Source organism: Nostoc sp. C117, assembly GCF_043099735.1.
In the GTDB taxonomy this organism is placed as follows: domain Bacteria; phylum Cyanobacteriota; class Cyanobacteriia; order Cyanobacteriales; family Nostocaceae; genus Nostoc.
In genome coordinates, this window is record NZ_CP170991.1 from 5,712,074 (window position 1) to 5,732,416 (window position 20,343).

The 20,343-nt window shown below is 43.2% G+C and carries 10 protein-coding genes; 4 read left to right on the forward strand and 6 right to left on the reverse strand.

Features of this window, described 5'->3' with window-relative positions; genetic code table 11:
* Positions 1–55 precede the first annotated feature (55 nt).
* Together ACFG4S_RS24655 and ACFG4S_RS24660 are read right to left on the reverse strand one after the other, a co-directional pair.
* Positions 56–5,647, reverse strand: a complete 5,592-nt coding sequence (locus ACFG4S_RS24655) for a PAS domain S-box protein (RefSeq protein ID WP_392531572.1) — start codon at positions 5,645–5,647, stop codon at positions 56–58.
* 319 nt (positions 5,648–5,966) lie between these two features.
* Positions 5,967–8,291: a response regulator gene (locus tag ACFG4S_RS24660; protein WP_392531573.1), complete on the reverse strand. Its 2,325-nt coding sequence runs from the start codon at positions 8,289–8,291 to the stop codon at positions 5,967–5,969.
* A gap of 842 nt (positions 8,292–9,133) precedes the next feature.
* Here ACFG4S_RS24660 and ACFG4S_RS24665 point away from each other — a divergent pair.
* The 4 genes from ACFG4S_RS24665 to ACFG4S_RS24680 all read left to right on the forward strand — a co-directional run bounded on the left by ACFG4S_RS24665 (position 9,134) and on the right by ACFG4S_RS24680 (position 16,165).
* Positions 9,134–9,484: a hypothetical protein gene (locus ACFG4S_RS24665; RefSeq protein ID WP_392531574.1), complete on the forward strand. Its 351-nt coding sequence runs from the start codon at positions 9,134–9,136 to the stop codon at positions 9,482–9,484.
* Positions 9,485–10,153: 669 nt separating this feature from the next.
* Complete coding sequence (locus tag ACFG4S_RS24670; protein WP_392531575.1) at positions 10,154–10,390, forward strand: hypothetical protein; 237 nt, start codon at positions 10,154–10,156, stop codon at positions 10,388–10,390.
* Between the two features lie 655 nt (positions 10,391–11,045).
* Positions 11,046–15,212, forward strand: a complete 4,167-nt coding sequence (locus ACFG4S_RS24675; RefSeq protein ID WP_392531576.1) for a PAS domain S-box protein — start codon at positions 11,046–11,048, stop codon at positions 15,210–15,212.
* The gene (locus ACFG4S_RS24680; RefSeq protein WP_392531577.1) at positions 15,209–16,165 is read left to right on the forward strand and encodes a diguanylate cyclase domain-containing protein; all 957 of its coding nucleotides are present in this window, start codon (positions 15,209–15,211) and stop codon (positions 16,163–16,165) included. Before ACFG4S_RS24675 ends, ACFG4S_RS24680 begins: the two co-directional genes overlap by 4 nt.
* 217 nt (positions 16,166–16,382) lie before the next feature.
* On the opposite strand, the gene ACFG4S_RS24685 is transcribed toward ACFG4S_RS24680, so the two are convergent.
* The 4 genes from ACFG4S_RS24685 to ACFG4S_RS24700 form a co-directional block, all read right to left on the reverse strand.
* Positions 16,383–17,519 carry a cob(I)yrinic acid a,c-diamide adenosyltransferase gene (locus ACFG4S_RS24685; RefSeq protein WP_392531578.1) on the reverse strand — a complete coding sequence of 379 codons (1,137 nt, stop codon included), beginning with the start codon at positions 17,517–17,519 and terminating at the stop codon, positions 16,383–16,385.
* A gap of 297 nt (positions 17,520–17,816) precedes the next feature.
* Positions 17,817–18,824, reverse strand: coding sequence for an aldo/keto reductase (locus ACFG4S_RS24690; protein ID WP_392531579.1), 1,008 nt, complete (start codon positions 18,822–18,824; stop codon positions 17,817–17,819).
* Between the two features lie 24 nt (positions 18,825–18,848).
* Positions 18,849–19,961 (reverse strand): zinc-dependent alcohol dehydrogenase family protein, encoded by a 1,113-nt coding sequence (locus ACFG4S_RS24695; RefSeq protein ID WP_392531580.1) that lies wholly within the window; start codon positions 19,959–19,961, stop codon positions 18,849–18,851.
* The gene (locus ACFG4S_RS24700; RefSeq protein WP_392531581.1) at positions 19,962–20,195 is read right to left on the reverse strand and encodes an alpha/beta hydrolase; all 234 of its coding nucleotides are present in this window, start codon (positions 20,193–20,195) and stop codon (positions 19,962–19,964) included.
* Between the last annotated feature and the right edge of the window lie 148 nt (positions 20,196–20,343).

Consider the following 20,343-nt stretch of genomic DNA (forward strand, 5'->3'; position numbering starts at 1 on the left):
ATGCTGTATCATATCAAGTTCGGTTAAATCTGAAAATGCTGTGAATTTTGAATTGTTAAGACTTCTCAGTTAGGTCGATAATTTCATCGAAGCAGAAACTACGGACTAAATTTGCTAATTCTTCTGCCAAGTTAGATTGAGTTGGCTTAATTTGCTCAATTAGTTGGAAAATTCGTTCCGCATCGACTTCAACTGCTGCCTGATTTAATTCTGCTATCCATTGGGTAGGCATAAGCTGAATTGCAGAGTGAAGATCCAAAGATTCAATATTATCTGGCTTGTTGTCTATTGAATTTTCACTACTTTCTTCTGCATAGATATAATACACATGCAAATATTCAGCCATCTTTTCAAAAATTACCTGTTCCCGGAATGGCTTGCGAACTAAGTCGTCACAACCAGCGGCCAGTATACTTGCTTGTTGTTCTTCAAAAGCACTAGCGGTTAGCGCAATAATTACAGTGCGAAAAGAAGACACGGGGACATGTTCCCGCTTTGCGTCTTTTCTTTCTCTGGCTCTAATTTCTTTAGTTGCATCATAGCCGTTGATCACAGGCATCCGCATATCCATCCAGATTAGGTGGGGTTGCCAATTTTGCCAAATAGCGATCGCTTCTTGTCCATTATTAGCAGTCTTAGTATTAAAACCAACACTCCCAAGTAGTTGCACAATTAAATCGCAGTTTTCTTTGCGATCGTCCACAACCAGAATCCGATAATCTGGTTGGTTTGCTGCCAACTTGATCACACGTCCCTTACTCAACTTGGGTGTAGCTTTGAAAGCTGCGGCTAAATTTACTTGAATGTCGAAGCTAAAAGTAGATCCTTGTCCAAGGTTGCTGGTAAAGTGAATATCGCCCCCCAGCAACCGCACAAACTGGCGGCTAATAGTTAATCCTAACCCAGTGCCCTCTTTGGTTTGAATACCGCTTGTTGTCTGGACAAAAGGCTGAAACAGATTATCCATTTCTTCTGGTGCTATTCCCCGTCCAGTGTCTTCGACTTCAAAGATTAGGGAGTGGGGAGAGGGGGGAGAGGGGGGAGACAAGGGAGATAAGGGAGACAAGGGAGACAAGGGAGACAAGGGAGAAATATTGCTATCTTGTCTACCTTGTCCCCAGTCCCTAGTCCCCAACTTTACCCGCAAAGTTACCCCCCCAGTTTGGGTAAACTTGACGGCGTTACCCAAAAGGTTAATTAGGACTTGGCGGAGTTTACCTTCATCTGTTTGGATGTAACGGGGGAGATCGGGGGACATTTCAAATCTAAGAAACAATTGCTTTGCTCGTGCCCGTACCTGGAACATCTCTTGTAATGTTTGCAACAGCATATAAAGGTCGAAGTCTTCGGGGTTAAAAATGATTTGCCCGGCTTCAATTTTGGACATTTCCAGGACATCGTTAATCAAGTTAAGCAAGTGTTCTCCACTGCGGTTTATGGTAGCTAAAGATTCACGCTGATTTGAGTTGAGGCTGGTGTCTCGCTCCATTAATTGAGAAAAGCCAAGAATTGCATTTAGAGGGGTGCGAAGTTCGTGACTCATGTTAGCGAGGAAAGCACTTTTGGCACGGTTGGCACTTTCGGCAGCTTCTTTGGCAATTCTCAGTGCTTCTTCTGCTTGATATCTAGCTCGACCGATCGCTATTATTTCACCTACCAATTTTAATAGATTAATATCTTCTTGATTCCAAGTTTTGGTATAGTGAATCGTTGCTGCACCAACAAACCCAACGACTCTGCCAGTATGAAGCATGGGCACAGCTAATAAAGATTGAAACGACATACTTTCAAACAATTGTCGCTCAGGTAGATGGGGCGGTAGTTCTTCCACACAAGAGATTTGGCGATGTCTACCACAAAGAATGGGCTCGTAGAAATAAGGGAAAACTTCCACAGGCGAACCTCTGGCAATATCAATTAATGGCTGAACATCTTCGCCACACCATTCATGAATGAGGTTAAATTCTTTTTGCTCGTTGGAGCATTCAAAAATACAACTGTGTTCAACATCAATAAATTGAGCGATCGCTCGGAGTGTAAAATGTATTGCTGTTTCTAAATCTTGGTCAATAAATTGTCGAGATATGCTGCTGAGTAAACTTTCTGCTTGAGTGCGACGTTGCAGGGCTGCTTCTGCTAGTTTGCGATCGCTAATATCACGAGCTACCCCGACAATCTGAAAGTTACCTTGGGCATCTTGTGTGCGGACTGCATTACTAGTTAGCCAAACCCATCCCTTGGTGCGATGTTTAGCGCGGTACTCAGTATCCGAAATTCCCTCGCCTGTTGCTAGGATTGTTTGGGCGACTTCTAGACATTTTGGTACATCATCAGGATGAGTAAAGAACGCCAAAGAATTACCCTCCATTTCCGTAGGGGCATATCCAGTAGTCTTCAAGATATTTGGAGAAATATAGTTGAAAACACCATCAGGATTGATCGCAAACAGCACATCATTGACTTTTTCGACGATCGTGCGAAACTTTAACTCACTTTGCTGGAGGGCGGCTTCTGCTTGTTTCCGCTCCAATTCGGCACCAGCGCGGGCAGCAAAAATTTTTACAATCAGTTCCCGTCCCGGATCGGGCTGCATTGGTTTGACATCTATCACTGCTAGATGTCCAATGATTTCGCCGGATGAACTGGTGAGAGGAACGCCAAGAAAACTTTCGGCATTCATCTTTACTAAATCTGCATCTGTAGGAAAAGCAGTTTGCACTCCTTGGGGATAGTGACACATGTTGCCTTGCAAGGTATGTTCACAAGGAGTACCATACAAATCATATTGCAAGTTATCAGCAATATCCCCGTAGCACCAAAATGCCAAAGTGCGGACTTGAGTTTTTGACTCATCATTAAACTCAGTTACCAGAGCATATTTAACCTGCAATACTTCAGCCAGGTAACGAACGCAGGAATTAAAGAAGTCATTGCCTGTTTTCGCTGCTGTACCCTCAACAATTAAGCGTAAGGCTTTTTCTTGATGTTTGCGATCGCTAATATCTGTAAAGACTGAATCTAAACAGTTTTCTTCTGCATTTAAACGAATTGACAATAATACCCAAACCACAGAATTATCAAGGCGACGCAATGCTACTTCAAAATTGCTGACCTCACCGTACTCTTCTAACTCTGCTAAAATCCGGGTGCGATTTTCTGGATCTACATATAACTCAGTTGTAAAATACTTACCTATGAGTCCAGCCGCAGAGGCAAAACCTAAAATCTCTGCACTGCGTTGATTGGCATCCACAATCAATCCATCTTTTTGACGGGTACGAAAAATCCCCACTTGGGAATTTTCAAAGATGTTGCGGTACTTCATTTCACTCCGACGCAAGGCTTCTTCTGCTTGCTTGCGTTCTGTGATGTCGCGTCCCACACCTGCGATCGCAATTTCACTACTATCGGTGTTGATTGTTGAAGTGTTAAAGTTAAACCATCGCCAGCTACCATCTTTGTGTCGCAATCGCACTTCAATATTAGTTAGCTTTTCCCCTGTCATTGCCCTTTGTAAGGCGGCGGCGCTAGTTGGTAAATCTTCTGGTTTGGTAAACTCCACCACCGAATGACCTTCGATTTCTTCCAAGTTGTAACCCATAATTGCAGTTACATTCGGCGAGTGATAAGTAAAAATTCCCTCTGGTGAGAGGACAAATATCAAATCATTGGCATTTTCCACGATGCTGCGGAATTTTAACTCGCTTTCCTGGAGGGCTGCTTGGGCGCGTTTGCGTTCTGTGGCATCGGTGCCCACTGAAAGAATTTCGATTAAGTTTCCTTGTTCATCTAAAATGGGTTTATTCGCCCAAACTATCCAAACGCGATCGCCATTTTTGCACAAGTTCTCGTTTTCGTTAAATAGATAGTTCTCTGGATGCTCGCAAATATCAACCATTAACGCTTGTAAGTCCCGTCCAGAAGTTTCCGTTTCTGGAACAATTGTACCGATGACATTACATCCAGTAATTTCATCTAAATCAAACCCAAAAAGCCTTTGACCATAGTCATTTAAAAATATAATGTCACCATTGCCATCCCAACGCAGAATAATACAGTTGGCTGTTTGCACCAAATCGCGGTACTGTGCTTCGCTTTGGCGTAAGGCTGATTCGGTGCGTTTACGAGCGCTGATATCCCGCACAATGGCTAAAATATGTCGCTTGCCATTGTAAATACAAGTCGTTCCTTTGACTTCCACATCGATTAAAGTACCATCTTTGCAGATATCAACCGCTTGTCCGTAAAATTGTTCGCCAACTCGTGTTTTCTCGACAAACTCATGAAAAACAGAATGTGAGTCTGGGTGAATGTAGACAGATGGATGTAAAGTCAGAAATTCTTCATAAGAGTAACCGTGCATCTGACAAGCAGCAGGGTTGATTTCCGCGACCGTTTCAGTTTCTATTTCAGTAATAAATAGTCCATCATTGATCGCTTCAAAAACACTGCGGTACTGTAACTCACTTTGTCGCAGTGCTTCTTCCGCCTTTTGGCGTTGAGTAACATCGCGGAAGCACCACAATCTACCAATAATCTGTTCGCCAACGCGTTGAGGACAGGAGTAGCGCTCAAATATTCTGCCATCGCGCATTTCTAAGCAGTCGTGACTAACTACTTCCGGCTGTGAATATAATTCTCGGACGCGTTGCAAAAATCCATCTGGGTCTTTTAGTTGGTTTGCCAGATACCCTAGCCGCTGAGGATGATTTGGTTCCGCCAAAAGTTCTGGTGAAATAGACCACATTTCTAAGAACTTTTGGTTGTAATTAGTGATATTACTAAAGCGATCGACTACTAAGATACCATCTTGAATTGATTCAAAGATAGTTTTTAATAAAGATAAAGAATTTTCTAGAGCTAGCTGGGTTTGTTTGCGTTCGCCAATATCGCGTCCCAAAACAAGCATAGCCTTGCGTTTACCATCTTGGTGAAACAGAGGAGCTTTAATCATATCTAAACTGCTCACTGTCCCATCAGGTCGAGGAATAACTTCTTCTACTCGATGCACAGTTCCCAATTGCCAAGATTGTTCATCTGTTTCGCTGCAATTGAGCAAAGCATCGTGATAAAAATTGCTAAATTCTGCTAGTTCTGAGTCAGTTTTGCCTTGATAATCAACGTCTTGGAGTTCTAAAAACTCTAGGTTAGCCTGGTTTGACAGCAACCATTTTCCCTCACCGTCTTTTAAACAGATGATATCGGGTGTAGCGTTAATTAATGTCTGCAATCGCTCCTCAATCTCTTGCAGAGATTCTTGGGCTTGTTTCGTCTCCGTGATATCCCGAATCACCAGTATTGCACAGCGATCGCCAGTCAATCCTATACAGCTACCGGAAATTTGTAGCGTTAAAGTCCGCTCACCCTGCTGCAACTGATAATTTGTGGTTTCATATTCTCCATTCAGTATTCTGAGATCGGGATAGCAAGGCAAAGCAACTAATAGGGGTAGCAAATCACTTAACCTCAAGCCGCAGACAGTACCGTGGGGTTGGTTAACGAGAGATTCAAAGCAAGAATTGCACCATTGAATGAGCCGGTCTTCTCCCACCCAGACTACAGCATCAGCGATCGCATCCAGTGTGACTTCCATCTTATTCAACGTGGCTTGCAATTGCTCTACCTGCTCTAGCTTTTGTCTACTCATCAAGGACTCCTGTTAAATAATTCGTAATTATTATGAATTAAGTACTTTACAAATTAATGATTATGTGGTTTTTATGGCACTAACAAATTTGTATAGAGATTGTATCGTTACTCCATGACTGGGATATTCGACTACAGCAAAACTACACATTTCCTTCAAATCTTTTACAAAGTTAACGCAAGAGAAGCGATAAATAGCCGTCTTTACAATAACCAGTCCTTCGTAGAGACGGCGATTTATCGCGTCTTTGTCATTTGAATGCGATCGCCATATGATAATTACGAATTACGAACTTGTACTGAGTTTCGACTACGCTCAACTACCGCGTAGCCTCTCGTAGAGAAGTATTACGAATTACCCCGACTTGATATAGAGATTGGATCGTTAGCCCATCGCTAGGATATTCAACTACAGCAAAATTACATGTTGGCTGAAAGCGATCGCTATTGAAAGCTGTGAATATTTGCTGGCGTAAAGTAGTTAAAATCTCACTCAGGCGATGGTTCATTTCTGTTTTGGTTAACCCAGTAATTCCCACTATAAAGTCTCCATCACCCCAATAACCAAGAATTTCACCACTACAAAATGCTGATTGGAATAAACGACTCCATCTTTGTAATACTTGGTTTCCAGCCTCATGGCCATACTTTATATTAATTTGACGTAAATCATCCACGCTCAAAATCGCCAAAGAAAGAGATTGCTGATTTTTCTCAGCTTGAGTAATTAGGTGTTCTAAGTTGCGGCGAGATTGGAACTGATTTGCCAGTCCAGTTAAAGGATCTTTGGTAGAAAGGGACTGAAGTAAACGGTTGCGTTCTAAGCGATGGGTAATCCGTGCCAACAATTCGGCTCCAACAACAGGTTTAATCACATAATCATCTCCCCCCACAGCAAACACCTGCTGCACAATTTTGATTTCCCGATGAGCAGTTAAAAACACAATCGGCAATTCTTGCCATTGGGGATCGGTACGAACTGCTTGGCAAAGTTCGATACCACTAATATGAGGCATATCTACATCTAAAATCAACAAATCCGGTGTAGTCGATTGCAGTACTTCCCAGAAACGTAAGGGATTGTCCAATGCTGTCATCCGCATACCCCAAGGTTCTAACATTGGGCGCAGTGCTGCTAAAATCAGGGGGTCATCATCTACTGCTAATACATTTACTCGCAAAGAACGAGTACGCTGTAATAATTGAGACGAAACATCCCACACCTGAGCTGCTGTTACAGGTTTGGCTAGAAAACCTCGCGCCCCACATTGAGCGAAAGTCACGCGTTCTATTAACTCATCAGTCCCAGCCATTACCAGCACAGGTACAGGTGGGGTACGGGTTGTCAATTCTGACAACAGTGCTAAACTTTCTTGCCGTCGCCCGACTTCATCTACATTTAGTACTACTAAATCTGGGGATGTAGTTTGTAGAAAGTTTTTTGCATCCTCTAAGGTTGTAATTTGCTGCCAACACATTCCCATGCATTCAACGAGTTGTTGCAACTCAGAACCTAGTTGTGGATTGGAGTCAATTAATATTAATTGGCTACAAATTTCTGGGGCGATCGCAGTTGTAGTTTGATTATCTACTTTTTGCCCCATCTGATGAATTAACTTACCTAAATTTTCAATCAGTGTCAGCAATTGCCGCTTTTCATCTGGTAGCAAATCGCCATCTTTCCCTAAAATCTGCTCAATTTCTCGCGCTATTTGAGTGCCATTATCTTGTTCAAACATACCCAAGACACCAGCCAATTTGTGCGCCTCTCGTTCTGCGGATTTGTATAACTCCTGAGTCAGGTTTTTATGAGAAAGTGCTGCTGCTAATTCTTCCAGTACCGCCAGGCGTTGTCCGATCAACCCTTTATATTGCTTCCACAAGCCCCCCATTGCCTCCTTAAACTCCTCCTCAACATGAGGACTTGGGTGCAATTTTTCTTTTCCCCCCTGCTTCCTCTGCCCCTCTGTCCCTCTTCCAGGCTTCAGCCGATATCCCAAACCATAAACGTTTTCAATCCAGTCTACTGCTCCAGCTGCTTTTAACTTTTGTCGTAGGTATTTGATGTGTGATTTTACAGTTTCTTCCTGGGGCGGATCATCAAAAGTCCACAAATGCTCAATGATATCTCCGCGACTAAAAACACGCGATGGATTTCGCAGAAATAGCTCTAGCAGACTGTATTCTTTGGCTGTTAATTCTAATAATTTATTGTTATACGTGACTTCGCAACTACTAGGATCTAGTCGTAGTGCGCCTACTTCTAGTATTGGGGTAACGGGGCGATCGCCTCGACGTAACAACGCTCGTATCCGTGCTTGCAGTTCTCCCAAATCTAAAGGTTTAATCAGATAATCGTCTGCACCTGCATCAAGTCCCTGAATTCGCTCTCTAGTACCATCTTTTGCCGTCATCAACAAAATCGGAGTGAAACACCCACCAGAACGCAATCGCTGACACAATGTAATCCCGTCCAGTTTCGGCAAACCTACATCTATTAGCAGCAGATCGTAGTTGGCATTTTGCGTATATTCCCAACCCATTTGACCGTCTTGTGCTACATCAACAACATAGTGTTGTTTAGTCAGAGACTTCAACAAGACACTTGCTAAAATTTCTTCATCTTCGATGAGTAAGATTCTCATCACACCCGTCCAATATATAACTTGCTACCTTCCCCAACAAAATAGTAGACTAAATAGCTAATTTCCTACAAGAAAATAATATTTTTATACTAATACCAATTTAACGTGAAGTTGCACATATCTTGATCCCCCTAAATCCCCCTTAAAAAGGGGGACTTTAATAGATGTTTTTCTGGTTCCCCCCTTCTTAAGGGGGGCTAGGGGGGATCGAATTATATGCAGCTTCATAAAAAATTGGTATAAATTACCTATTGCAGATAAAGTAATAATCCAATTCCAGCGATCGCTTTCTAACTAACTGTTCACTTCTACACATAGCCATAGGGATGACAAACGCTAGGCTAGTCTGTATATCATTGTAGCTTTACAAACTGTAAGGTAATTTATTAAATCATTATAAAAAACAAATAATACTCCTGAAAAGTATTACGACTTACACAAATGTCACAAAAATTAAAACTTTTAGTTTGTAGTAAGGGCTCCCCTGGGGAACGCAACTCTTAGAGAGGTTCCACCAACGCAAATAACCCTGATTTTGAGTACTTTAGTTCTCTCTGCGAGACGCTGCGCGTAGCAAGCTCCCCGGAGGGGTACACTACAAACTAAAAATAATATGCCAGTTGCGTTAGTCTTAAGTATGCATAATACTCATTAATAATGAGTGTAAGATTTGAATTTAATTTAGCACTAAAAGCCTGAGAGTGCTAAATTTGAACTGAGATTTAATAGTTATAATGTAGGTGAAAGCTATACTTTTTCTAGATGATTTAGATAATTTTCAGATATCATATTAGACAAAGTTAAAGCTTTGCAGAAAGGCATTTACGACTGGGAGTACTGGCATGAAATATACTTTTGATATTGTAGGAGTATCTCCACTTTTACAGTTTTTTAATCATCAACAAAATAGTTTGCAAAAACCACCCTACCAAGGCGTAGAATATTTGGGAATGCATACCTGTACGCTAGATACATTTCTCGAATCTGTGGAATCAGTTCCCGCAAAACGGGGTTGGAATTTGGATCAAGTGGTAGATACAGTCATTCAGTTTTGGTTGAATAACTCAGAGAGTATTCGTTACTGGAAAGTATCTTTAAGTGATGCTGGTAAAGATAATTTATTAGTGACAAGGTTGGCAGATATAACCGCCTTGCAAGCTGAATTTGAATCTCTGCTAGATAACGATTTCTGAAGCAAGAGTGATGGAAGAGCGTTAGGGAATTCCAAGAAATAAATTATCCAATATTGTCGGGTGGGCATCCTGCCCGCCCAGTTGATATGGCTCTCGTGTCGCCCACCGCACAAGAGTTAATTGGATGTTTGTTTATTTGGAAGTCCCTTAGGAGACAAATAAGTAAAACCATGTTAACGACTGCACGTAGCCTCAGCCGTAACAATTTTGGGAAAGCACTACCGATTTACTGGCACAAATGACAATAAAGCAACTCAAATTTGATGAATTGTGCTGTCAAAACTATCCTTTGAATTATCCTAAAAATCTCTTCTCAATTTACCAAAAATTTATTTTTCTAAGTCTAATAGTATTTTTTTTGAATTGTTTTTCATTTTACTACTGATATAGAATTTACTTACGTGTATTTATTAAAATGCCCCGCAGTTAATCCTTGTCAAACTTTTAGTTAGAGTATTGTTTTACCTGAAAACAGTTGCAAAATAAAGCTTTGAGGGTTATAAATACTTGTAATTTATAACTTAATTCGTCTTAAATATTGCGCTCAGTATTGACAATTTCTGAATAATCGAATAACAAGGTGGCAGCAGCTTAAAAAAAAGCGTTAGTGCATTCCTACCTAGAAACTAATTAACGCCCTTCATGAAACTTCATACGGAAAAGATAATTATGCCAGAAAATACTGAATACAAAGCTTCTAAATTAGACAATCAGGGTACTGCCTACAAAGAGCGCCTGAATTCTTGGGCGATCGCTCGTTTAGTTCCTAATACCCAACGAGAAATTGTTGCTCGCTTCCGCAGTCGTTCTGATGCAGATGGTTATATGCAGCACCTGCGTCAGGAGATGCCAAACGCTTCTTTCATGGTTGTTTTTGATTGTCAACGCGAAGAAGCTGTAATTTAGATTACAGCTTGATTTTGAATTTTTGGATGGAGATTTCCTCCATCCGAGAGTTCCTCAAGTCTGCCTCACCAATTTCCAGCAGAAAGTACAGATATTTCATGCTATGGAAGTAAAAGTAATTTGTAATTGATAATGACGTTTGCGGAGTCGCTAACGTCATTTATAGTTATAATCAGTGGAGGGTTGTACCTTCTTAATTACCAATATTTGGTCAAAAGTCCAAAAACTTCAACTTTTGAATCTTTACTCTCAACAACCTCTACGAAAAAATAACACAAGGCTGGCGATCGCTTTGTTAAGACAAATCACACAGAATTTGATGGGAGAATTCCATAACATTAATTCAGTCATCTTGGAAGAACCTATTTCCCAACTTCTATTTCAAAGCTACAGTTTATACAGCATAGGGAATGCATCGCTTAGGAAATCCCCAATCAGTGAACTTCTAATATCAAAGGACAATAGCCTTGGCGTTCACCCGCACTAGTAAGGTACATACTTCTACCTTAATTATTTTTTGTTAAGTTTTTTTGTCAAAAAATACAAATATTAAATTTTCCCAAAATCCGTAATTGCCCCCTTGCGATTAATATTTTAGATTAATTAAAAGTAAAAGTTAGCACGAAAATCCCTGAAAGTGCTGGAGGGTTAATAAGTGGTCAAACAGCACCGATGTGATTGGTTCAAAGCTGTGAAATTTTTCTGCAAACGGGAATTACTAGGGCTGTTGCTAGAGATTTTTTTCTCCATTTCCGTAATCTTACTGTGGCAGAAACTTTTAATCCAAACTGTGGGGTTATTAACACCAGTAGGATTGATTAGTGGGTTATTTGTTATCGGGTTATTGGTTACCAGCAAGCTAATATTATCAATGTATTTTGCTCTGGGTATGAAAGCAAGCAACCAACAGATAACAGCAATAAATCAGGAGTTAATTCACGAAATCGATCGACAAAAACAGGTAGAAATTGCCCTCCGTGCCAGCGAAAATGGTCTGCGGCAGTTGTTAGAAACTGTCAAAGTCATTCCTTGGGAATTAGACTTGAAAACTTGGCGATTTATCTACGTTGGACCACAAGCTGTAGATTTGCTAAATTATCCCATTGCAGAATGGTATGAGGGAAATTTTTGGGTAAATCATCTACATCCACATGACCGAGAAAAATCTGTTCGTCTTTATCAACAAGCAACTGCTAGGTGTGAGAATTACGAATTAGAATACCGAATGTTAGCAGCAGACGGGCGCGTTGTTTGGCTGCGAGACATTATTAGCGTCGTTCACCAACTAGGAACTCCGACGACGCTGAGGGGGTTTATGTTTGATATTACTGATTTAAAGCTAGTTGAAGAAACCCTGAGACTAAGAGAGAGGGCACTTGCTGCTACCAGTAATGGAATTATTATTTGTGATGCCAGACTGGCATATAATCCAGTTATTTATGTTAACTCTGCCTTTGAACGGATAACAGGTTACAGTACTACTGATGTAATTGGGCAGAACTGTCGATTTTTGCAAGGCACAGATACTCAGCAGCCAGCACTCAATGAATTACGGTCATCCATTAAAGCTGGAACAACTTGTAAAGTGATTCTCCGCAACTATCGCAAAGATGGGTTGATGTTCTGGAATGAATTGAGTATTTCTCCTATTCATGATGACAATGGCAAGTTAAGTCATTTCATTGGCATTCAGAGAGATATTAGCGATGTCTACGAGGAACTTCGCTTACGCAAACTTGCCGAAGACAGTCTGCGTCGCCAAGCCCTCACCTTTGAAAACATGCATGATGGTGTGATTATCACAGATTTAACAGGAAAAATTATTGACTGGAATCCTGCTGCCGAAAGCATGTTTGGCTATACTAAAGCTGAGGTTTTGGGTAAATATCCCAGTATTTTACATAAACCTGAAGTAGCTGCAACATTAAGTGCCAAAGTGCTGGAAAGAATCAAACAGCAAGGACGCTGGTCAGGGGAAATACACTTTATTCGCAAAGATGGCAGTGAGGGAATTTCCGAAACAACAGTAGTCTCTTTGCAGAATGAAGAAGGTCAAACTGTTGCCACTGTTGGGGTCAATCATGACATTACCGAAAACAAACGAGCTAAAGAGGCATTGCAGAGACAATTACATCGAACCCTACTACTCGAACAAATTACTCAAGAAATTCGTCAAAGTCTGGATACAAGCAAAATATTTGAGACGGCTGCTACTCAAATTGGGCAAGCCTTTGGAGTCGATCGCTGTCTAATTCATTCTTACATTAATGAACCTATCCCCCGAATTCCCTTAGTAGCAGAGTACAATGTTATCCCCGGTTACTGCTCGATATTGAACTTGGAAGTTTTTATAACTAACAATCTTCATGCTGAGCAAATGATGACACAAGAAACAGCGATCGCCTCTCCAGATGTATACGTCGATCCTTTACTCCAAGGAACTGAACCTACCTGCCGAGAAATTGGTCTGAAATCCATGCTCTCAGTCCGCACTTCTTATCAGGGAGAACTAAATGGCGCTATAATCCTACACCAGTGCAGCCGTTTTCGCCACTGGACACAAGACGAAATTGAATTACTAGAAGCAGTGGCGGCTCAATTGGGTATTGCTTTAACACAAGCTCACTTACTGGAACAAGAAACCCGCCAACGTCAAGAACTCACCTTGAAAAACTTTGCCTTGGAGCGAGCAAAACGTCAAGCAGAAGCCGCAAATCGAGCAAAAAGTGAATTTTTGGCGATGATGAGTCACGAAATTCGCACTCCCATGAATGCTGTGATTGCTATGACAAATCTATTGCTGGATACTGACCTCACGCCCCAACAGCAAGACCTTGTGGAAACAGTTCGCAGCAGCGGAGATGCTTTGCTCACCATCATCAACGACATTTTAGATTTCTCGAAAATAGAGTCTGGCAAACTGGAATTAGAAGAACAGCCTTTTGATTTGAGAGCTTGTGTAGAACAGGCTATCTATTTTTTAGCCCCTAAAGCTGCCCAAAAAGATATCGAATTAGCTTACCTGATTGAGCCGCAAGTTCCCACGCACATCATCGGCGATTTGACTCGTCTACGCCAAGTCTTGATGAATCTGCTCAACAATGCCATTAAGTTTACTGAAAACGGAGAAGTAGTACTTTCTGTTGAATTGGGGACTGGGAATTTAATTCAAGAAACTTCTTCTCAGTCCCCAATACCCAGTCCCCAGTCCCTAGTCCAAATTCAATTTGCCATCAAAGATACAGGTATCGGTATTGCACCAGAAAAAATAGAGCGATTATTTCAACCCTTCACTCAAGCTGATGTCTCCATGACTCGACGATATGGCGGTACAGGATTGGGACTGGTGATTAGCAAGCGGCTCAGTCAGATGATGGGGGGTACTCTTTGGGTAGAAAGTCAGGGGTTTATTGGTGGCAATCCTAGCTCTACATGGAAAAATATAAAATTATCATCTCCTTACTCTTCTCAAGGTTCAACATTTTACTTCACCATTACAGCCGAAGTGGCCGTTGTGGCAGAACAATCTGAATTTAGGACTTTGCTAGTAGAACTGGCTGGAAAACGTTTGTTGATTGTGGATGACAATCTCACCAACCGAACAATTCTCAGTTTGCAAGCAGAGTGTTGGAAAATGCAAACTTATGCTGCCAAATCTGGTCAAGAAGCCTTAGCTCAACTTGCTCAGGGGAACCAGTTTGATATTGCCATTTTGGATATGCAGATGCCTCAAATGGATGGTCTAACGCTAGCTCGTCAAATCCGCAAGCAATCTGGCTGTGAAAATCTGCCTTTGGTAATGCTGACTTCTTTGGGTAGACTAGAAACTTCTCTTAACTTTGGGGATGTGCAGTTTGCTGCCTCTTTGGGGAAACCGATTAAACAGTCTCAATTCTACGATGTTCTGACCAGTGTTTTGGGTAATCAGCCGATTCCAGTCAGTATTTCTCATTCGCATTCTCCCTTAATCGATCCACATCTCGGCCATCGATCGCCACTGCGGATTCTCCTAGCAGAGGACACGATTGTTAATCAGAAAGTTGCCCTATTGATGCTACAGAAAATGAGTTATCAGGCGGATGTAGTAACCAATGGGCTAGAAGTACTCAAAGCCTTGGAAAAACAGATCTATGACGTAGTATTAATGGATGTCCACATGCCGGAAATGGATGGATTGGAAGCAACGCGGAGAATTTGTCAACAATGGAAAGTTGGTTTTCGTCCCTATATCATTGCAATAACTGCCAATGCAATGCGCGGCGATCGCGAAGCTTGTCTGGCTGCTGGGATGGATGACTACATTAGCAAACCCGTTCAACTTGAAGACCTAGCCCAGGCACTGAGAAAATGTTCGCTCCACGTCATTTCTCAATTCGCTTCCATCACTCAACAAGATAAAGTGATGACTTTGGAATTGCCATCTTTGCAAAATATCCTGGAAGAGAAACAAAACCAGATATTGAATAATTCCAAAATTGATGCCAAAATTCTCACATCTTTGCGGGATATTCTCAGAGGAGATCGTGTGGCATTTGTGGAACTACTCCAGTGTTATCTTACAGAAACTCCCAGACTGGTGCAAAATATCAGCACCGCGATCGCCAATGAAGATGCCCAAACCCTATGGAAGACAGCACATCAACTCAAATCCAGCAGTGCTTCTGTAGGAGCCATCACTCTAGCGCAACTTTGCAAGGAATTAGAAAGACAAGGACGAAGCAACAAATTCCAAAATAATCTAGATACTATATCACAACTACACCAAGAATATCAACAAGTTAAAAGTGCCTTAGAAAAAGAACTTGCCAAGGAAGCACAATGAAAGCCACCCTTCAAGAAAGCCAATCATTAGTTTTAATTGTTGATGATGAACCATTTATCAGAATGATATTACGACATTTCTTGCAGCGGGAAGGCTATCAAATAGTGGAAGCCCAAAATGGCATAGAGGCTTTAATCATATTTAAGCAACTCCAACCTGATATAGTACTCCTTGATGCTATAATGCCTGACATGGATGGGTTTGAGTGTTGCACTGAGTTGCAAACTCTTGATTGTGGCAAGCACACTCCAGTTTTGATGATTACAGGACTTGACGATCAAGAGTCAGTCGATAGTGCATTTGAAGTGGGGGCAATTGATTATGTTACCAAACCAATTCACTGGCCAGTTTTGCGACAACGGGTAAAACGCTTAATTCAGCAATCTCAGTTACAACAAAAATTAGAAGCCATTAATTTGGAATTGCAGCGATTAGTTACTATCGATGGGTTAACTGAAGTGGCAAACCGTCGGGGATTTGAAGAGTATTTTGCCCAAGAGTGGCAGCGGATGAAACGCGAGCAAAGCCCGATTTCCCTGATTATTTGTGATGTTGATTTCTTCAAATTATACAATGATACTTATGGTCATCGAATAGGCGATCGCTGTCTTCAAGAAATTGCTAAAGCCATTAAAGATATTGTTAAACGTCCTGGAGATTTAGTTGCCCGTTATGGTGGGGAAGAATTTGCTGTAATTTTACCCAATACAGACACTTTAGGGGCGACTTATATTGCCGAAAACATTTGTGATGCTGTCCGAAAACTGGCAATTCCTCATCGAAATTCACAAGTTAGTCCTTATGTAACCCTGAGTGCCGGGTTTACTACAGAAATTCCTCAACAAAGTTCTGACTTGGAAGAAATGATTGCCGCCGCAGACTTGGCACTGTATCAAGCAAAGGCAGCAGGACGCGATCGCTTTGTGCAAAATATCCTAGCTACCCAAAAGTAAAATTTTTCCCTAGTGCGTCAAACTTCAGACATTTCCACCCTATTTTTAACCTATCGACTTGTATGATTCTGTCCCTTGAAAATGCAAACTCGCCTTTAAACTATTGATTCAAGAGCGATCGATAAGACTTGAGTTTTGAGTACTGAGTGGGGAATTTCAGTTCTTGACTCAGAACTCGGAAAAGAGGAACTGTTTTGCCCAATGTCCAATGCCCAATTTAAAAATCTACCCCTCGTTTGAGTTCTACACCTTGATTGGCATAGTGTTTATGGCAATAAACCTCTGAGTGGATGCTAGCCAAATCGAAGTATGCGGGTTGATTTTGGCAGCGGCCAGTGATAATAATTTCGGTGTCGCGGGGTTTGCGGAGTAGAGCTTGGACAATGGGTTCAACAGGGAGTAATTCTAAGTCAACTGTGGGATTGAGTTCATCGAGAATAATAGTTTTATACATACCAGAGGCGATCGCAACTTTGGCAATTTCCCAACCCCGTTCGGCTTCTACATAATCTAATTCTTGCCGGGAATTCCGCCAGACAATTGCATCTCCACCGCAGCGCTGATGATCCACCACTTCTGGATATGATTGCTGTAAAGCGGCGATCGCAGCATCTTCTGTGTAGCCAGTACCACCTTTAAGCCACTGCATAATTAATACACGGGTAGACCCTGGATGATTGATACCTCTGCCAATGGCTTGCAAGGCTTTGCCTAAAGCACTGGTAGATTTACCTTTACCAGCACCAGTATAAATTTCAATACCTTCCAGGAAAAGGGCTTTAGCTGTTGGGTGGTGATGGGGTTTCATCTCTGAGTGCAAATCTGCAATGTCGAGCAACTTTTGCGGTGCGGCGCGTCCGGTAGCAATGATTTCCAACTCTTGGGGTTTGGATTTTAATGTTTTTACCACTTCATCCACTGGTAGCAAACCCAAATCTAGGACAGGGTTAATTTCATCCAAAACCACAACTGAATATAAACCACTGGCGATCGCACCTTTGGCTACATCCCAACCCCGTGCCGCTTCATCTCTATCAAAAGTAGTAATTTCTTCTGGGCCAAAAAATTCGGCTCTCCCAGTGCGAACCTGATCGATTAAATGGGGAAATCCACGTTGCAAAGCTGCGATCGCCCCATCTTCGTCATAATCCCGTTCCGGCCCTTTTAAAAATCGCAGCAGTAAAACTCGGTTGGAATTACTAGGTGTATTTATTCCCAAACCAATCGAACGCAAAACCACCCCTAAAGCCGCCTGGGACTTACCTTTCCCCACACCATCATAGACGTGAATTTGACCAATGAGCCGTTCCTGACGCACTTGCGCCGTGCGAATACCGATGCCGTTCCTTGTCATGTGTCGAAAAGCTATAATATAACATTTAATTTTCTTTGGGAATTGCGGCTGAATGCTTGGAAACGACCAAAGGAGATTATTTGGAAGAGATGGTAAAAAACAACTTTCTACAACTTAGTTTTAGCAATGGAAAAATTTTGAGCGTTGAGGCTGAAAAGCTCACAGCATAGTAGTTATTACGAAGAGGAGTAAAGGTGAACGGGAAAAGGGAAAAAACTCAAAACCCCTTCCCTTTAACCTTTTCCCTCTCTTGCAAAAATATATTTATATTTTTGCAAGAGATCTATTTTTTGCCGCTTAGCGACCGGTCATTTGCTCTAGCTTTTCGGGGTATCTAGCCCCTTGCACCGTAATCTTGGAGGCGGCGTCATCGATGTCACGCAGATCGTCGGGCGTGAGTTCGACTGAGACAGCCCCGATGTTTTCGTCCAAGCGATGCAGCTTTGTGGTGCCTGGGATCGGAACAATCCACGACTTCTGGGCTAGCAGCCAGGCAAGGGCAATTTGAGCAGATGTCGCTTGCTTCCGTTCTGCGATGCTGCCGAGCAGATTAATCAGGGCTTGATTCGCCTTCAGAGCCTCGGTTGTGAAGCGAGGCAGGGTGCTGCGGAAGTCGGAACTGTCGAAGGTCGTGCTTTCGTCCATCTTGCCCGTAAGAAAACCTTTACCCAGAGGGCTGTAAGGGACAAAGCCGATTCCGAGTTCCTCCAAGGTCGGTATCACTTCCGCTTCAGGCTTTCTCCACCACAGTGAGTACTCGCTCTGGAGAGCAGCGATCGGCTGAATGGCGTGTGCGCGACGAATCGTTTGCACTCCTGCTTCTGAGAGTCCAAAGTGCTTAACCTTACCTGACTGAATCAGTTCTTTCACCGCTCCTGCCACGTCCTCGATCGGCACGTTCGGGTCAACCCGATGCTGATAGAGGAGGTCGATCGCCTCCACCTTGAGTCGCTTGAGCGAACCCTCCACGACTTCCTTAATATGCTCCGGTCGGCTATTCAGTCCGGGTGAACCCTTCATACCACGGGGATCGGAATTTGGACTGATGTCGAACCCGAATTTGGTGGCAATGACCACTTGCCCACCCAAGGGAGCAAGAGCTTCCCCCAAAAGCTCTTCGTTGGTGAACGGGCCGTAGACCTCAGCGGTGTCAAAGAATGTAATGCCGCGTTCAACAGCAGCCCGAAGCAGGGCGGTCATTTCCTGTGTGTCTTTGGGCGGGCCATAGGAAAAACTCATTCCCATGCAGCCCAGCCCGATGGCCGAGACTTGCAGATTACTATTTCCAAGTTTGCGCTTTTGCATTGTTTGCACTCCTGTCTTTGAGAATTAAGGTCGTACCATAACTTTGATCGCATCCCGACTATCCATTGCGGCATACCCTCTAGGGACCCCATCGAGATCGACGGTTAAATCGAGAACCGCAGAAGCATCAAGTTTGCCTGTCACCGCATCGGCTAACAATTCTGGAATGTAGGCACGAACAGGAGCAACACCACCTCGCAAAGTGATATTTTGCCTAAATAAACGACCCAGATTGAAATTATGGCCGCTGCCGTGCGGCACACCGACATAGCCGATCGCGCCACCGGGACGTGCAATGCCGATCGCTGTTGCCATTGCTGACTCACTACCCACACACTCCAGTACCGATTCTGCACCACCCTGGGTTATCTCTTGTACAGCGGCGATCGCGTCCTCACCTCGACTGCTGACGACATCCGTGGCACCAAACCGTCGCGCAATCTCTAGCCGCGATTCGTGCCGCCCTAAAATAATGATGCGTTCGGCACCAAGTCGTTTGGCGGCAAGCACGCCACACAACCCCACTGCACCATCACCAATGACTGCAACCGTGCTGCCTGTGCGAACACCTGCTGAGACGGCAGCATGATGTCCGGTTGACATCACATCAGTGAGCGGCAGAATGGCGGTGAGGAGGCCATCATCATTCTCAACGGCTTTAGGAATGACAACTAATGTGCCATCGGCCAAAGGCGAACGGATGGCTTGGGCTTGTCCACCATCGTTTGTGCTTCCCCCCCAAAAACCACCATGTACGCAAGAGGTTTGGATTCCTTTATGGCAGAACTCACAGGTACCATCGGAAAATGCAAAGGGAGCGAGGACGCGATCGCCCTTCTTCAAGGTGCGAACCTCAGAGCCAATCTCTTCCACAATTCCCATCCATTCATGTCCTGTTCGCCATCCTGGTTGCCACTCTTCCTCACCCCGATAGAACCAGAGGTCAGATCCGCAAATGCAGGCGTGAGTAATCCGAACAATGGCATCTGTGGGCTGTTGAATTGTGGGATCGGGAACATTCTCAACCCGGACATCACCAGGGGCATAGTAAACGGTTGCTTTCATCGAACAATCTCCTTGTAAAAAACTAATGCTTGCCTTATTTTCTCCTGCCTGTGGCTCTTGCCAGTTGCTCACTTACTTGCTGAGATGCTGAATGAAGAAGGACTGAAGTTTGTCCCAAGGGATGAGGTTCACCCGATCGTAAAGGTCGAGGTGCCCAGTTCCCGGAACAATGTAAAGTTCCTTTGGTTCGGCTGCACGCTTGTAAGCATCTTCACTGAACTCTCTGGAGTGTGCATCTGCCTCCGTGATGAACAGCATGGGACGAGGTGAAATCGTCTCGATGTCGTTGAACGGGTGGAGTTTCATTTGAGTTCTTTAAATGTGTGGATTGGTTAGCTGCGGTTCGACGCGTCTGCCTGGCGGGATCTCCACTCACTGCAACGGTGTCACGGTTGGCGACGAACAATCATTGCACCGTTTGACCGCCATCGACGACCAAGGTGTGTCCGACGAT

Bases quoted from the DNA above. Each gene is read 5' to 3' on its own strand.
- ACFG4S_RS24660 (WP_392531573.1), bottom strand. From the start codon at position 8,291: ATGAGAATCTTACTCATCGAAGATGAAGAAATTTTAGCAAGTGTCTTG.
- ACFG4S_RS24690 (WP_392531579.1), bottom strand. From the start codon at position 18,824: ATGCAAAAGCGCAAACTTGGAAATAGTAATCTGCAAGTCTCGGCCATC.
- ACFG4S_RS24665 (WP_392531574.1), top strand. From the start codon at position 9,134: ATGAAATATACTTTTGATATTGTAGGAGTATCTCCACTTTTACAGTTT.
- ACFG4S_RS24680 (WP_392531577.1), top strand. From the start codon at position 15,209: ATGAAAGCCACCCTTCAAGAAAGCCAATCATTAGTTTTAATTGTTGAT.
- ACFG4S_RS24655 (WP_392531572.1), bottom strand. From the start codon at position 5,647: ATGAGTAGACAAAAGCTAGAGCAGGTAGAGCAATTGCAAGCCACGTTG.
- ACFG4S_RS24685 (WP_392531578.1), bottom strand. From the start codon at position 17,519: ATGACAAGGAACGGCATCGGTATTCGCACGGCGCAAGTGCGTCAGGAA.
- ACFG4S_RS24700 (WP_392531581.1), bottom strand. From the start codon at position 20,195: ATGAAACTCCACCCGTTCAACGACATCGAGACGATTTCACCTCGTCCC.
- ACFG4S_RS24670 (WP_392531575.1), top strand. From the start codon at position 10,154: ATGCCAGAAAATACTGAATACAAAGCTTCTAAATTAGACAATCAGGGT.